The sequence below is a fragment of the Pseudomonas sp. GM41(2012) genome (assembly GCF_000282315.2).
Taxonomy (GTDB): domain Bacteria; phylum Pseudomonadota; class Gammaproteobacteria; order Pseudomonadales; family Pseudomonadaceae; genus Aquipseudomonas.
The window spans coordinates 580877-595979 of record NZ_AKJN02000008.1 but is presented as its reverse complement, the minus strand read 5'-3'; the positions used below and the strand labels follow the sequence as shown (position 1 = coordinate 595979).

The 15103-nt window shown below is 59.6% G+C and carries 14 protein-coding genes; 5 read left to right on the top strand and 9 right to left on the bottom strand.

Annotated features, from left to right (window positions below; translation table 11 throughout):
* Nucleotides 1–6 precede the first annotated feature (6 nt).
* From PMI27_RS05580 to PMI27_RS05590, 3 genes are all read right to left on the bottom strand, one after another.
* A complete protein-coding gene (locus tag PMI27_RS05580; RefSeq protein ID WP_008148701.1) occupies nucleotides 7–1158 on the bottom strand; it encodes a TDT family transporter in 1152 nt (383 codons plus the stop codon).
* 105 nt (nucleotides 1159–1263) lie between these two features.
* Nucleotides 1264–1575, bottom strand: a complete 312-nt coding sequence (locus PMI27_RS05585; protein WP_008148700.1) for a cupin domain-containing protein — start codon at nucleotides 1573–1575, stop codon at nucleotides 1264–1266.
* Between the two features lie 42 nt (nucleotides 1576–1617).
* Nucleotides 1618–2811 carry an MFS transporter gene (locus tag PMI27_RS05590; protein WP_008148699.1) on the bottom strand — a complete coding sequence of 398 codons (1194 nt, stop codon included), beginning with the start codon at nucleotides 2809–2811 and terminating at the stop codon, nucleotides 1618–1620.
* Between the two features lie 89 nt (nucleotides 2812–2900).
* On the opposite strand from PMI27_RS05590, the gene PMI27_RS05595 reads away from it, so the two are divergent.
* Together PMI27_RS05595 and PMI27_RS05600 are read left to right on the top strand one after the other, a co-directional pair.
* The gene (locus PMI27_RS05595) at nucleotides 2901–3440 is read left to right on the top strand and encodes a TetR/AcrR family transcriptional regulator (protein ID WP_008148697.1); all 540 of its coding nucleotides are present in this window, start codon (nucleotides 2901–2903) and stop codon (nucleotides 3438–3440) included.
* A 250-nt stretch (nucleotides 3441–3690) separates the two neighbouring features.
* Complete coding sequence (locus tag PMI27_RS05600; RefSeq protein ID WP_008148694.1) at nucleotides 3691–7161, top strand: hybrid sensor histidine kinase/response regulator; 3471 nt, start codon at nucleotides 3691–3693, stop codon at nucleotides 7159–7161.
* A 132-nt stretch (nucleotides 7162–7293) separates the two neighbouring features.
* Here the strand turns inward: PMI27_RS05600 and rmuC are convergent, their stop codons facing one another.
* Nucleotides 7294–8658: a DNA recombination protein RmuC gene (gene rmuC, locus PMI27_RS05605; RefSeq protein WP_166675829.1), complete on the bottom strand. Its 1365-nt coding sequence runs from the start codon at nucleotides 8656–8658 to the stop codon at nucleotides 7294–7296.
* A 175-nt stretch (nucleotides 8659–8833) separates the two neighbouring features.
* The gene (locus tag PMI27_RS05610; protein WP_081757437.1) at nucleotides 8834–9157 is read right to left on the bottom strand and encodes a sel1 repeat family protein; all 324 of its coding nucleotides are present in this window, start codon (nucleotides 9155–9157) and stop codon (nucleotides 8834–8836) included.
* Between the two features lie 998 nt (nucleotides 9158–10155).
* Here PMI27_RS05610 and PMI27_RS05615 point away from each other — a divergent pair.
* The 3 genes from PMI27_RS05615 to PMI27_RS05625 all read left to right on the top strand — a co-directional run bounded on the left by PMI27_RS05615 (nucleotide 10156) and on the right by PMI27_RS05625 (nucleotide 12571).
* On the top strand, nucleotides 10156–10380 hold the full coding sequence (locus PMI27_RS05615) for a hypothetical protein (protein WP_007898912.1): 225 nt from the start codon (nucleotides 10156–10158) through the stop codon (nucleotides 10378–10380).
* 276 nt (nucleotides 10381–10656) lie between these two features.
* Nucleotides 10657–11139: a hypothetical protein gene (locus PMI27_RS05620; RefSeq protein ID WP_008148688.1), complete on the top strand. Its 483-nt coding sequence runs from the start codon at nucleotides 10657–10659 to the stop codon at nucleotides 11137–11139.
* A 145-nt stretch (nucleotides 11140–11284) separates the two neighbouring features.
* Complete coding sequence (locus tag PMI27_RS05625; RefSeq protein ID WP_008148686.1) at nucleotides 11285–12571, top strand: OmpP1/FadL family transporter; 1287 nt, start codon at nucleotides 11285–11287, stop codon at nucleotides 12569–12571.
* A gap of 89 nt (nucleotides 12572–12660) precedes the next feature.
* On the opposite strand, the gene PMI27_RS05630 is transcribed toward PMI27_RS05625, so the two are convergent.
* From PMI27_RS05630 to PMI27_RS05640, 4 genes are read right to left on the bottom strand one after another with little or no spacing between them, the layout of a single operon-like run.
* The gene (locus tag PMI27_RS05630; protein WP_008148685.1) at nucleotides 12661–13212 is read right to left on the bottom strand and encodes a glutathione peroxidase; all 552 of its coding nucleotides are present in this window, start codon (nucleotides 13210–13212) and stop codon (nucleotides 12661–12663) included.
* A gap of 55 nt (nucleotides 13213–13267) precedes the next feature.
* Nucleotides 13268–13390, bottom strand: coding sequence for a hypothetical protein (locus PMI27_RS32290; protein WP_008148682.1), 123 nt, complete (start codon nucleotides 13388–13390; stop codon nucleotides 13268–13270).
* Entirely contained in the window at nucleotides 13387–14595 is a 1209-nt protein-coding gene (locus PMI27_RS05635) for an MFS transporter (protein ID WP_008148680.1), read from the bottom strand. Before PMI27_RS05635 ends, PMI27_RS32290 begins: the two co-directional genes overlap by 4 nt.
* 52 nt (nucleotides 14596–14647) lie before the next feature.
* A complete protein-coding gene (locus PMI27_RS05640) occupies nucleotides 14648–15052 on the bottom strand; it encodes a MarR family winged helix-turn-helix transcriptional regulator (RefSeq protein ID WP_008148679.1) in 405 nt (134 codons plus the stop codon).
* Nucleotides 15053–15103: the final 51 nt, after the last annotated feature.

Below are 15103 nucleotides of genomic sequence, written 5' to 3'. Positions count from 1 at the left end.
TGCAGGTTATTTGTTTAATCCTGCAATGCACGGCGAGACAAATAACTCACCCCGCCAGGCGCCCTGCACTGTCCGTTTGGCGACGATCAGCCACATCACCGCTAGCAACACTACCAGCACGCAGCCGAAAGCACTGAAAAACGTCAAGCTCAAGGTGCTGGCCAGCTTCAACGTCGCCAGAGAAAAGACGCCCAGCGGGAAGGTGAAACCCCACCAGCCGAGATTGAACGGAATACCGACGCGCAGGTAACGCAGGGTGATCAGCACCGCGATCAGCATCCACCACAGACCAAAGCCCCACAGGGTGATCCCGGCCACCAACCCCAGCCCGGCGGCGATTTCACCGATGCCCGGCAGACCGTTGGCCGCAAAGATCGCCGGCGCGTCGGCGCCCAGCAGCAACATGCCCAGCGCCCCGGTGCCGATCGGCCCCAGCGCCAGCCAACTGGAGGCGGCCATGTTTTCGTGGGGCAATTTATGCAGCGCCATGCGCAGCAACAGAATGGTCAGAATGCTGAACGCCACCGGCAGGGAAAAGGCCCAGAGCACGTAGCTGGTCACCAGTACCACCAGTTGCGAATGGGCATCGGCCAGGTGCGGCGCCAGCAGACCACCGCTGGCGGCCGCCACTTCCGCCGCTACCACCGGCAACAGCCAAACGGCGGTCATCTGGTCGATGCTGTGTTCCTGACGGGTGAACATCAGGTAGGGAATCAGCACGCCGCACGCCACAGACATCGCCACATCCAGCCACCACAGCACCTCGGCGAGATGAATCACGCCCTCGCCCCAACGCGGCAGGCCGAACAGCAAGAAACCATTAATGATGGTCGCCAGGCCCATGGGGATCGTGCCGAAAAACATCGAGACCGTGGAGTGACCGAAAATCCGCCGCGCCTCATCGAAAAACAACGCCCAACGCGCCGCATATAGCGCAGTGAACAAGACGAACAGCACGATATTGAACAGCCAAAGGGCTTCGGCAATTGCGTGCAAACCGGCATTGGCGCCAGGCAGCTGCGCCAGCGCCAACGCCAGCACGCCGGTGCCCATGGTGGCGGCGAACCAGTTCGGCGTGAACTGGCGGATGACTTCACGCGGGTGCTGCAAATGACTGAAGGGTTTGAAACCGGCTGGGGCAGTGTTGGGGCATGTCATGGTGAACTCCTGTCCTCTGTTGAGGTGGAGCCCATGGTAGAACCGAATCGAATATCGATATAACGGGTAATATCTCTAACTGTTATCTGTTTTGCAGATATAGCGTCAGACACTGCCTTCAGTTTCGATCACCAGGATTCTTGCCGCCCCCTGCGGATGGGCAACGTGTTCGGTGCCGACGTCGGCATAGAAGATATCGCCTACGCCCAACTCCACTTCTTTCTCCTGACCTGCTTCGCGATAGCGCATCTGCACAACGCCATCCAGCACCACGAACACTTCTTGCCCGTCATTGATGTGCCATTTATAGGGCTGATCGGTCCAGTGCAAACGCGTGGTGATGCCGTTCATGTTGGCGATATCCAAAGCGCCCCAGGCACGGTCAGCGGTGAAGGATTTGCTGCGGATGATTTTCATGCGTCGGTCCGTCGAAAGGTAGGGCGGTGCCAAGGCTAACGGTCATCGAACATCGACGCCACAGACTTTCACGGACTGCTGACGCATCAACGCGAGCAGAGCGCCGACCGAGAGAGTAATCAGCACCGCGCCGTAACCATCGGTGGTAGCCACCAGCCCGAAGGTCCGGGTCAAATTCCCGGCCAGCAACGATGGCAAGCAGAACGCCAGATAACTGAGCACGTAGTAAGCCGACATCAACCCTGCCCGTTCATGGGGTAAGGCCAGCGGCACGACGCTGCGCAATGCACCGAGGAAACCGGCGCCGAAACCGCATCCGGCCACCAGTGTCCCGGCGAAGAACAGCGTAAGGCTGGCGCTGTGCACCGCCAGCAGAATCAGCGCGACGCCGACGGGCAGCAGACTGCCGCCCAAGCGCAAGACCTTGTCGGCCGGCCGATCGCGCAGGGTGTAGATCATCAACGCGCCGGTCACCGTCAACACGGCCACCGTCGCACCACCAATCAGATTCGAGGTCGATCCCGTGGCCGTGCGCACCAGAGACGGTGCCAGCGAAGCGTAAAAACCACCGAGCGCCCACACCGCGATGTTGATCGGCAGCACCAGCCACAACGCACGTCGCGCCTGGATCGGCACATGTAGTGTCGGGCGCAGCGAGGCCCAGGCTCCCGGTTGGGGGCTGACGCTTTCCGGCAAACGCCAGACGTACAGCGCTTGCATCACAAACAGCGCGAACAGCACCCAATAGGTCAACTGCAATGGCAGCGGCGCGAACTCGGCCAACAAGCCGCAGCCCATGGCTCCGACCGCCATGCCCAGCAGCGGCGCAACACTGTTGACCAGCGGCCCTTGCTGGCGATCGGTGTCCAACAGCGCCGCACTCAGTACGGCAGTGGCCATCCCCGTCGCAAAACCTTGAAGCACTCGTGCGCTGATCAACCAGGCGACACTGTCTGCATTGATAAACAGCAGCATCGCCAGCATGTTCAACATCACAGCAGTGAAGATCACTGGTTTGCGCCCCAGGTAATCCGAGAGCGAACCGACCGTGAGCAATGCCGCCAGCAAGCTGATGGCGTACACGCCGAAAATCAGGGTCAGGGTCGCTGCCGAGAATTGCAGGTGTTCCTGGTACAAGTGATACAACGGCGTCGGCGCGGTGGAAGCGGCAAGAAAACTGAGTAAGGTGATCGCCAGGAACCACAGGCTTGAACGATTAGACGTTGAACTGGACATGAGCACTCCGCAAAAGCTAACTTTTTGCTTTTGCGGAGTGTGCTACCGGCCAACGCTTAAAGCAAATTCTTTGTGTTAAGGTCCGATGCATGGCAATTAAAGAAGGATTACGCCCGGGCGGCCGCAGTGCCCGGGTGCAAGAGTCGGTTCACTCGGCAGTCCGCGATCTCCTCGAAGAGCAGGACCGCGCCACCGTGACCGTCCCGCAAATCGCCGCGCGCGCCGGCGTCACGCCGTCAACGATCTACCGGCGTTGGGGCGATCTGTCGGTATTGTTGGCGGACGTCGCCCTCGCCCGCATGCGCCCCGAAAGCGAACCGGCCAATACCGGCAGCCTGCGCGGTGACGTGCGCGCCTGGGCCGAGCAGTATCTGGACGAGATGAGTTCCGAGCCTGGCCGCAACATCTTGCGCGACGTGCAATGCAGCACCACGCCGGCCCTTTGCGCGACGATCATTGGCGGGCAGCTGCAGACGATTCTGGATCGTTACCCCGATCAGCCTAAGCCGAATGTTGATCGGCTGATCAACCTGGTGGCGGCGCCGACGGTGTTTCGTATCCTGTTTTCAGCGGCGCCGCTGGAGGTTGAGGAGTTGCATCGGTTGATCGAGATTGCGCTGAGTCAGTAATACCGCCATCGCGAGCAGGCTCGCTCCCACCGTTGATCTTCAGTGGACGCGTAATTTGTGCCCAACATAGATCCAATGTGGGAGCGAGCCTGCTCGCGATGAGGCCTGCCCAAACACTAAAGATCCCACTGACACGCACCCTGCGACACCCCGCCACGCCGCGACCTTGGTCGACACTGACTAACCCCTGCCATCGTGCGAGACTGTCTGTCCGGGCGGGAGTCCCGGGTGTCTTTTGTCTGGAGTTCCCATGTCGCTGTCCAGCGGGCTGATCGCCGCCGTCGCCCTGGCCTATATGGCCATCATGTTCGCCATCGCCTTCTACGGCGACCGTCGCAGCACACCGTTGCCGCCGCGAGTGCGCGCCTGGGTGTACAGCCTGTCGCTGGCCGTCTATTGCACCAGCTGGACCTTCTTTGGCGCCGTGGGCCAGGCCGCCGAACAACTCTGGTCTTTCCTGCCGATCTACCTCGGGCCGATCCTGTTGCTGGTGTGCGCGCCGTGGGTCCTGCAAAAAATGGTGATGATCAGCAAACAGGAGAACATCACCTCCATTGCCGACTTCATCGCCGCGCGTTATGGCAAATCCCAGTCGCTGGCCGTGGTGGTGGCGCTGATCTGCCTGGTCGGCGTGTTGCCCTACATCGCGCTGCAACTCAAGGGCATCGTGCTCGGGGTGAACTTGCTGATCGGCGCCGGTGCCGACGCCATGGGCACTCGCGCCCAAGACACGGCGTTGATCGTGTCGCTGGTGCTGGCGCTGTTCACCATCGTCTTCGGCACCCGCAACCTCGACGCCACGGAGCACCACCGCGGCATGGTGCTGGCGATTGCGTTCGAATCTCTGGTCAAGTTGTTTGCCTTTCTCGCGGTCGGCGCGTTCGTGACTTACGGCCTGTACGACGGTTTCGACGACCTGTTCGACCAGGCCATGCTCGCCCCGCGCCTCGAAGAGTATTGGAAGGAAACCATCAACTGGCCGTCGATGGTGGTGCAGACCGGCGTGGCGATGATGGCAATCATCTGCCTGCCGCGGCAGTTCCACGTGACCGTGGTGGAAAACATCGACCCTCAGGATCTGCGCCTGGCCAAATGGGTGTTTCCAGCCTATCTGGCGCTGGCAGCGCTGTTCGTCGTGCCCATCGCCCTCGCCGGTCAGATGCTGTTGCCGAGCTCGGTGCTGCCGGACTCTTTTGTCATCAGCCTGCCGTTGGCTCAAGCCCATCCTGCCCTGGCAATGCTGGCGTTTATCGGTGGCGCCTCGGCGGCGACCGGCATGGTGATTGTCGCCAGCGTGGCGTTGTCGACCATGGTCTCCAACGACATGCTGTTGCCATGGTTGCTGCGGCGCAACAACGCCGAGCGGCCGTTTGAAGTGTTCCGCCAGTGGATGCTCTCGGTGCGCCGAGTGAGCATTGTGGTGATTCTGCTGCTGGCCTACGTCAGTTATCGCCTGCTCGGCTCGACGGCGAGCCTGGCGACCATCGGCCAGATCGCCTTCGCCGCCGTGACCCAACTGGCCCCGGCCATGCTCGGCGCGCTGTACTGGAAACAGGCCAATCGTCGCGGTGTGTTCGCTGGTCTCGCCGCCGGGACGTTCCTGTGGTTCTACACCTTGATCCTGCCGATTGCCGCCAACAGCCTCGGCTTGTCGCTGAGCAGTTTCCCCGGCCTGGCCTGGTTACACAGCAACCCGTTGCACCTGCCGATTACCCCGCTGACCCAAGGCGTGGTGCTGTCTCTTGCGGGCAACTTCACGCTGTTCGCCTGGGTGTCGGTGCTGTCGCGCACGAGGGTTTCGGAACATTGGCAGGCGGGTCGCTTCATCGGTCAGGAAATCAGCGCCCGCCCCAGCGCCCGTTCGATGCTGTCGGTGCAGATCGACGATTTGTTGCAGCTGGCCGCACGCTTCGTCGGCGAAGAACGCGCCCGTCAGAGTTTTATCCGCTTCGCCTACCGTCAGGGCAAAGGCTTCAACCCGAACCAGAACGCCGACGGGGAATGGATCGCCCATACCGAACGCTTGCTGGCCGGTGTACTCGGCGCTTCTTCGACCCGGGCGGTGGTAAAAGCCGCCATCGAAGGTAGGGAAATGCAACTCGAGGACGTCGTCCGAATCGCCGACGAAGCCTCGGAAGTGCTGCAATTCAACCGCGCGCTGCTGCAAGGCGCGATCGAGAACATCACCCAAGGCATCAGTGTGGTCGACCAGTCGCTGAAACTGGTGGCCTGGAACCGGCGCTATCTGGAGCTGTTCAACTACCCGGATGGACTGATCAGGCTTGGCCGGCCGATTGCCGACATCATTCGCTACAACGCCGAGCGCGGCCTGTGCGGTCCCGGCGAAGCCGAAGTGCACGTCGCACGGCGCTTGCACTGGATGCGTCAGGGCCGCGCCCATACTTCTGAAAGACTTTTCCCCAATGGCCGTGTGATCGAGCTGATCGGCAACCCGATGCCAGGCGGCGGTTTTGTCATGAGTTTCACCGACATCACCGCGTTCCGCGAGGCGGAGCAAGCGCTGACCGAAGCCAACGAGGGCCTGGAGCGACGGGTCACCGAGCGGACCCACGAACTGTCGCAACTCAACCTCGCCCTGACCGAAGCCAAGGGCACCGCGGAGTCGGCCAACCAGTCTAAAACCCGCTTCCTGGCGGCGGTCAGCCACGACTTGATGCAACCGTTGAACGCGGCGCGACTGTTCTCGGCCGCCCTTTCCCACCAGGACGATGGCCTCTCCGGTGAGGCGCAGAAACTGGTCCATCATCTGGACACTTCACTGCGCTCGGCCGAGGACTTGATCAGCGACCTGCTAGACATTTCCCGTCTGGAAAACGGCAAGATCAACCCTGATCCCAAACCGTTCGTGCTCAATGAGATGTTCGATGTCCTCGGTGCCGAGTTCAAGGCGCTGGCCCGCGACCAGGGGCTGAAATTCCGCGTCAGGGGCAGTACGTTGCGCGTCGACAGCGACATCAAACTGTTGCGGCGAATCCTGCAGAACTTCCTGACCAATGCCTTCCGCTACGCCAAAGGCCCGGTGCTGCTGGGGGTTCGCCGACGCAAGGGCGAGCTGTGCCTGGAAGTCTGGGACCGTGGTCCGGGCATTCCTGTGGATAAACAGCAGGTCATTTTCGAAGAGTTCAAACGCCTCGACAGCCACCAGACGCGCGCTGAAAAAGGCCTGGGGCTGGGCCTGGCGATCGCCGACGGGTTGTGCCGCGTGCTCGGTCATACCTTGCGCGTACGCTCCTGGCCGGGGCGCGGTAGCGTGTTCAGTGTCAGTGTGCCGTTGGCTCGGGCGCAAACCGCGATCCCGACTAAGGTCGCCGAACTCAATGGCAAATTGCTGAGCGGCTCGCAGGTGCTGTGCATCGACAACGAAGACAGCATCCTGATCGGCATGAACAGTTTGCTCACGCGCTGGGGTTGTCAGGTCTGGACCGCACGCAACCGCGATGAATGCGCGGCGCTGCTCAGCGACGGGATGCGACCTCAATTGGCCTTAGTGGATTACCACCTGGACGATGGCGAGACCGGGACCGAACTGATGGCATGGCTGCGAACCCGATTGGGTGAGCCAGTGCCAGGGGTAGTGATCAGCGCCGATGGGCGACCGGAGACGGTGGCACAGGTGCATGCGGCGGGGCTGGATTATTTGGCTAAACCGGTGAAACCGGCGGCGTTGCGGGCGTTGTTGAGTCGGCATTTGCCGTTGTAGCGCGACAGCTTTGAGTCTTGTGGTGGAGCCACTGCCGCCATCGCGAGCAGGCTCGCTCCCACATTTGACCGTGTTCGTCCGGATAACTCGGTCAAAAATGTGGGAGCGAGCCTGCTCGCGATGCCTTTTTGGCTACTCCGGCAACTCGGCCAAACCATCCACATCGGTCATCGCCCGTTCCAGCAAGTCTGCCGGCAGGCTCTTGCTCGCCCGCGCGCCAAGCAACTTGAGCTGCTCGGCGCGGCTGACCAGATTGCCGCGGCCTTCCGTCAGCTTGTTGCGCGCAGAGCTGTAGGCTTTGTCCAATTGTTGTAGGCGATTGCCGACTTCATCCAGATCCTGGATGAACAACACAAACTTGTCGTACAGCCACCCGGCCCGCTCGGCGATTTCCCGGGCGTTTTGGCTCTGGCGCTCCTGCTTCCACAGGCTGTCGATGACGCGCAGGGTCGCCAGCAAAGTGGTCGGACTGACGATCACGATGTTGCGATCGAAGGCCTCCTGAAACAGCGTCGGCTCAGCCTGCAATGCGGCGGAAAACGCCGCTTCAATCGGTACGAAGAGCAGGACGAAATCCAGGCTGTGCAAACCGTCGAGACGCTTGTAATCCTTGCCGGCCAGCCCTTTGACGTGAGTGCGCAAGGACAGCACGTGCTGCTTGATGGCGATCTGGCCGATGGCATCGTCTTCGGCCGCGACGTATTGCTGATAGGCCGTGAGGCTGACCTTGGAGTCGACCACCACCTGTTTGTCGCCCGGCAGATAAATGATCACGTCCGGCTGGAAACGCTCACCGTCCGGCCCCTTGAGGTTGACCTGGGTCTGGTACTCGCGCCCCTTCTCCAGGCCCGCGTGTTCAAGCACCCGCTCAAGAATCAACTCGCCCCAGTTGCCTTGGGTTTTCTGCCCTTTCAAGGCGCGGGTCAGGTTGGTGGCTTCGTCGCTCAGGCGCAGGTTCAGCTGTTGCAGCCGCTCCAGTTCCTTGGCCAGGGAAAAACGTTCGCGGGCTTCTGCCTGATAACTTTCTTCGACGCGTTTTTCGAAGGACTGGATGCGTTCCTTCAATGGATCGAGCAACTGACCGAGGCGTTGTTGACTGGTTTCGGCAAAACGCTGCTCGCGCTCGTCGAAGATCTTGCCGGCCAGCTCGGCGAACTGCGCTCGCAGCTCGTCTCGCGAGCCCTGCAGGTCGTTAAGGCGTTGCTGATGGCTTTCCTGCTGCTCACGCAGCTCGGCGTTGAGCGAAGCGGCCTGGGCGTCCAGACGACGCAACTCAGCCTCTTTGCCGGCGCGTTCCAGATTCCAGGCGTGGGCGGCGTCGCGTGCGTCGTCACGTTCGATCTGCAGCAGTTCGACTTCACGGCGTACGGCGGCCAGGTCTGCCTGTTTGGCGGCGTTGGCCTGGCCCAGATCACCGATTTCATCGCGACAGGCTTCGAGTTGCGCGTTCAATCCATCCTGAGCCAGATGGGCCATGGCCAGACGTTCTTCCAGCAGTGCAACCTCTGACTGCGTGGTGCTCGCTCGCCGCTGAAGTTGCCAGGCCAGTACCAGTAACGGCAGCGCAGCGCCCGCCAGACCGAGCAATGCGCTGGTCAAGTCCATAGCCATAGCCACTCCTGCCAATGAAATAAAGCTTGAAGGTTAACCAAGGCGTCAGGTCTTGGACAGCTCAGTCTTCGATCAGACCCAGTTCTTGCTGGGCGCGCCGATCCCCTGCCCGCGCGGCCGAACGCAGAAGGTCCTGACCGATACGACGATCCCGGGCATTCCCGCATTCACGGCACATCAGTTGACCGAGACGGCTTTGCGCGGCCACGACCCCTTCACGGGCTGGCTGCTTGAGCAACCGTCCGGCGAAGTGTTTGACGTTGGGGTTTTCGCCCAGCCGCGGGCTGTCCAGCAGCCACTCGGCCACCCGCATCGAAAAGCGCTTGGGCGGGGTAATGCCGGGAGGTGTGGAGGTTGCAGAGACTGATACTGAGCGAAACTTCATAAAGCACTGTGGGGCAGATCGGAAGGCGCGCCACTCTACTCTTTTTTTCTTACAGGTAAAGTCTAAAAAAACCCGGCACGCCCGTCCTAGAGCAAGCGCTCGGGACAATCCACAGAAGCTGTGGATAACTCAGTGGACAACCGCCCTTGAACTCTCGCAAAGCCGTATGGAATGGGGCCCGCAGTCAAACTGACGATTTTTTCACCAGTAAAAAAAAGCGATGTTTTTCATTGACTTAAATTTTGGTTACAGGCACCCACTGCATTTGAAGGGGAGATGACAGCGGCGTGACGCCCACCGTCACTTATGTGCACAAGTCCCTTCGAGGCAGTTATATCGATGCGCTTTTTCGGCGCATTTTTTGCCTGCACCTGGGGATAAACCTTGGCAAACCCGTGATCCAGGCTGGTCCTGGCCCGATGAGCCGTAACTACCAATGGTCGGAATTTGTGCTATTACAGGGCAAGTCTGCGGGTCATGGCTGTTTCCGGGCGCCAATCCGGACGTTGAATGAGGGCGTTCTCAGAACTATTTTGCTAACACACTTCCCTTCAGCAATTCAATCCGTTAGTATCCGCGGCGTTAGTACCAAGCTGAAAGTCAATTCTGGTCGAACAAATCCCCCCGGTCAGCCTTCCCAAAGGAAGCCTCCACCGACAAAGCGGGATCGACCACCTCGATGGTTTCCAGGTAAACCTTGCGTCAACACAGCCTTTGAATCGAAAGCAAAGGGTGTTGCGAAGCTCACTTACTCTGACCGAACCAACCTGCAAATTGATCAGGATCTTCACCCTGGGCCCAGAACCTTTGCCCTTGATGTGTTGCCTGCCCTCCTAAGTACCTACCTGCCAGCCCAAGCGCGCCAATTTATCAGCGCTTCAAACTGGCTGCTTTGTTCCAGTCGGGTTCTTCGTTCGACCAATGGTGGTCGTCGTCACTGGAACGTTTTAACTTTGCACGGTTCTTATCCGTGTCGCTTGTAGGAACACCCAATGACTATGTCTACTCAAATCCACACCCAGGATGCCATTCGCACCCTAACCAACGCTTTTGCACCAATGAACTGCCTGATCATGGCCGCTCGCAAAGGCTGCTTCAGCTTCACTCTGGTCAACGAACACGGCATCGCTCGTCACAGCGAACGCCTGTACCCCGATCAATACTCCAGCGCCGAGCCGCTGCAGGCCGTGATCGAGCGTACCCGTCAGGCACTGGTTGCCTGATACGCCAGAAAGACTGAAAACCTCAAAAGCCTCGCTCAAAAAGCGGGGCTTTTTATTGCCCGATATTTCTCTTTTCGCCGCTGCCGCCTAAGCACAAACCGATATAACGGTTATAACTCGCAGCCGGAAATATTTTAAAAACAGACCTTTACGGCGCGAATATGACACTACACTTCAACTCAAGCGGCTTCAGCCGCTTCCGGCGAGCCTGAGTCGATTCACCCGCTGCCAAGGCCTCTTCAGGTATCGCCGACCATTTCATGTTTCGAGGGCTTTATGGGTATCGCTGCCAGCGAACTGTGCCGTTATGTGATCCGCCCGACATTGATTTACCTCGGGTGCCATAGCGCAACTGCCGAATCCCTGCTGCTGGGCGTCGCCGCCAGCCAGTCAGCCCTTGGTACTGCCCTGCATGACCGCCGTGGACACGGCCTGTACCGAATCGCCGAACTCCGCCATCAAGCACTTTGGGACCACTACCTGGCGCTTGACCCGGAACGCGCAAGCCTGGTTCGCGGCCTGGCCAGCCAACATGCGTTCCTGAGTGGTCCGCACCTCGAATTGACCGTCAACCTGCGTTACGCCACAGCCATCGCCTGGCTGCTGGTAGAAGAACAGAACACCCCCCTCCCCGAAGCAGACGACCTACTGGGAATGGCCCGCATCTGGCGCCAGACCTTCCAGCCTCAAGGACGCCTGAGAGACTTCACCTGCGCCTGGCAAACCTGTGTTTCACCGCTGAATCTGGTCGCCTGCTGATCTGCTGTTTCCACAAGATCGCGCAACGGCTGCGATTTTGGTCGGATTGTCCTACAAAACCGCTCTAAATCAAGCGATACAGCCTATAGCGCTGGGACGAAAATGTTGGTAATTTTCGCCCCGGTGATCACCAGGAGTTCTAATAATGAAAAAAGTAATGCTCAAAACCACCCTTAGCCTCGCCGTTACCTTGGCATCCACTCAGATCTTCGCCAGTGGCTTTGCCCTTAACGAACAAAGCATCAGCGGGATGGGGACAGGTTTTGCGGGGCGCTCTTCATCTGCCGATGATGCAAGTACAGTTTTTGGCAACCCTGCCGGTATGGCCCGCCTCAAAGGCCAACAAATCACTGGCGGTATCGCAGCGATCGACGCCTCGAGCGATATCAGCGATACCAGCGGCCGTTCAAGCGGAACCAACAAAGGCGATATGGTTCCGTTCACTTCAGTGCCGATGGGTTTCTATACAAATAAAATCAACGATGAATGGGCTTTTGGTTTGGGTGTCTACGCTCCGTTCGGGCTGATCACCGACTACGAAAACGGCTTTCAGGGCCGCGCTTTCGGCAGCAAGAGTGAAGTCAAAGTCATCACTCTGCAGCCAACCGTCAGCTACGCTTTCAACGATAAAGTTTCGATCGGTTTTGGCCCTACCATCAACCGGATTTCCGGCACCCTGGAATCGGACATTGCTCTCCCTATCCCCCGGACTGGTGATAACAATGTGGAGATCAAGGGCGACGATACGGCCTTGGGCTTTAACGCCGGCGTCCTGGTGCAAGCCACCGACACCACTCGCGTGGGCCTGACCTATCACTCGAAAGTGAACTACAAGCTCGACGGCCACACCGATGTGACTGCCGGCGCTGGCGTGCCACCTCAGGTGCTCAAATCCAACCGTTACGATGCCTCGCTGAAGATCGAAACACCTGAGTCCTATGACCTTTCCGTGACTCAAGATATAAATGATGCCTGGAAGCTCTATGCCGGTGCTACCTGGACTCGCTGGAGCCGCCTGAAAGACATCACGGTCAACAACGAAGGCGTAACCGCACTTAGCGGTGGTGCCCTCGCCCCACAAATCGTTGGTACCATCAAGGAAGACCAGAACTGGCATGACACCTGGGCCTACGCCCTGGGTACTTCCTACCAGCTGAACAAGCAGTGGGTACTGCGTACCGGTCTCTCCTTTGACCAGTCGCCCACCAACAACACTGATCGTTCGCCACGCATTCCTACCGGCGACCGGACCATCTTCAGTGTCGGTGCGGGCTTCAACCCAACCGACGACTGGACCATTGATGTGGCTTACTCTTACCTCAAGGAAGAATCTGTCACTGTCAACCGCGCTAACGCTTTGGGCCAGTCCTACAACGCCAAGTACGAAAACAGTGCGAACGGTTTCGGTGTTGGCGCGACCTACCGCTTCTGATGATTCACGGCGAACCTGAACCGCTCGCCGCCTGAATTGAAAAAGCCCCGTTCTCTTGTACAGAGGCGGGGCTTTTTAATGGGCGTCAATCAGGGTTGCGAGGCCAGGGCTTTCTCCACCGCGGCGATGAACTCGGGATCGTCAGGCTTGGTCAGGCTGGAGAAATTGGCGATTACCTGGCCCTTGCGATCGACCACGTACTTGTAGAAGTTCCACTTCGGCGCGGTGCTCTGCCCGGCGATGATCTTGAACAAGTGCGTCGCGTCATTACCGCGGACTTTCTGCGGTTCAGTCATGGTGAACGTCACGCCGTAGTTCACGTAGCAGACCTTGGCAGTCTCTTCGCCATCCTTGGACTCTTGCTTGAAGTCGTTGGACGGAACGCCGATTACTTCCAGCCCCTGATCCTTGTAACGCTGATTCAGCGCCTCAAGGCCTTTGAACTGCGGGGCGAAACCACAGAAGCTCGCGGTATTGACCACCACCAGCGGTTTGCCGGCGAAGCGCTGGCACAGGTCGATGGATTCCTTGGCGCGCAACTTGGGCAACGAGCCCTGCAAAAGCTCCGGGCACTCGGCCGCTTGAGCCAATCCACTAAACGCTACCAGTAACGCGGGAACTGCGAGCCAGCGCATCAGCATGTGGGGGCATCCTCGAGAAGTCGTCCAAACCGAAGTTACTCGCCCTCACATCCTGCTAGCAAGCACCCATGCCCAGTTGCATCAGCGCCAGCCCGCCCTGATGCCAGCCCCACCACGACAGGGCCAGCAGCAACGCGCAGACAGCGACGACAGCGATCCGCGGCCAGAGACTGTTCATATCGCACTCATCTGTGTTTGCAGGCGCGCCACCGGCCGCTCACGCACCGGCCAGTTCAGGGCGGCGGCCAACAGGCTCAAGAGAATCGCCACTTGCCAGATCAAGTCATAGCTCCCGGTTCGGTCATACACCACCCCGCCCAACCAGCCGCCTAGGAACGATCCGAGCTGGTGAAACAGGAAAACAATCCCACCGAGCATGGACAGATTTCGCACGCCGAACAAGGTCGCGACGGTGCCGTTGGTCAAGGGCACCGTCGACAGCCACAGGAAGCCCATCGTCATGCCAAACAGGTACGCGGTGGTCGTCGTGACGGGCGCCCACAGGAACAACCCGATCACCACTGCCCGCAGCAGATACAGGCCCGTAAGCAAACGTGGCTTGGACATCCGTCCGCCCAGCCAGCCCGCCGTGTAGGTCCCGAAAATATTGAACAGCCCGATCAACGCCAGCACCGTGGTGCCGACGCTCGCCGGAAGATGCTGATCCACCAGATAAGCCGGCAAGTGCACGCCGATGAATACCACCTGAAAACCGCAGACAAAAAAGCCGAACGCCAGCAGCCAGAATCCCGAATGGGAACAGGCCTCGTGCAATGCTTCGGACAGCGTTTGCTCATGACCGAGCACCGGCAGCGGCTTGTCCTTGAGCATGCTCACCAGCGGCACAATCAGTGCCACCAACAGGCCCAACACCAGCAATGCAGCGGACCAGCCGAGCCAGCCGATCAACCCCAGCGTGCCGGGCAACATGGCGAATTGACCGAAAGAGCCGGCAGCGCTGGCAATGCCCATGCCCATGCTGCGTTTCTCTGGCGGCACTGCACGGCCGACTACGCCGAGGATCACCGAGAACGAGGTACCGGACAGACCGATGCCGATCAACAGGCCGGCACTCAGGGACAAGGTCACGGCGGAATCCGACAGGCCCATGAACACCAGGCCCAATGCATACAAGACACCGCCGACCAACACCACTTTCGCGGCACCAAAGCGGTCGGCCAGCGCGCCGGTGAATGGCTGCGCCAGGCCCCAGATCAGGTTCTGCAAAGCAATGGCGAAGGCAAACGTCTCACGCCCCCAACCGAACTCGGCACTCATCGGCGCCAGAAACAGCCCGAAGCCGTGTCTTACCCCCAAGGACAACGCAAGAATCAGCGCACTCCCCAACAAAACCCAACCACACGTACGCCACATCGATGTCATTCTTATTCTCCGGTAGCGGGTATATACCCGCTTAAGATCGGAAAAACCGGCATCACGCCAGTTCGTCCAGCAGTCGCAGCAAGGTTTCGCGTTTCTCGGCACCCAAACGGTCAATCAACCGCTGTTGCGCCGCTTCCCACGCGGGCAAGGCCGCTTTCAGCCGCTCAACACCGGCCTCGGTGAGCATGACGATGCGGTTACGCATGTCTTCGCCCTCGACCAGCTTCAGCAGGCCTTCGCCTTCCAGCACCCGCAGATTGCGCCCCAAGGTGCTACGATCCAGCCCCATGGCCTCGGCCAACGTGGAAATACTCGGTTTATCCAGACGCTGCAGATTACACAGCAGAGAATACTGGGCGACGTTGATCCCGAAGCCGTCGAGAGCGCCGTCGTAATGCCTGCTGACGCCACGGGCGGCGCGACGCAGGTTGATGCATAAACATTGGGAGTCGAGCATGGTGCGTGTATATACCCGCGGTTAAATGAATGCAAATTTTTGATACAAATT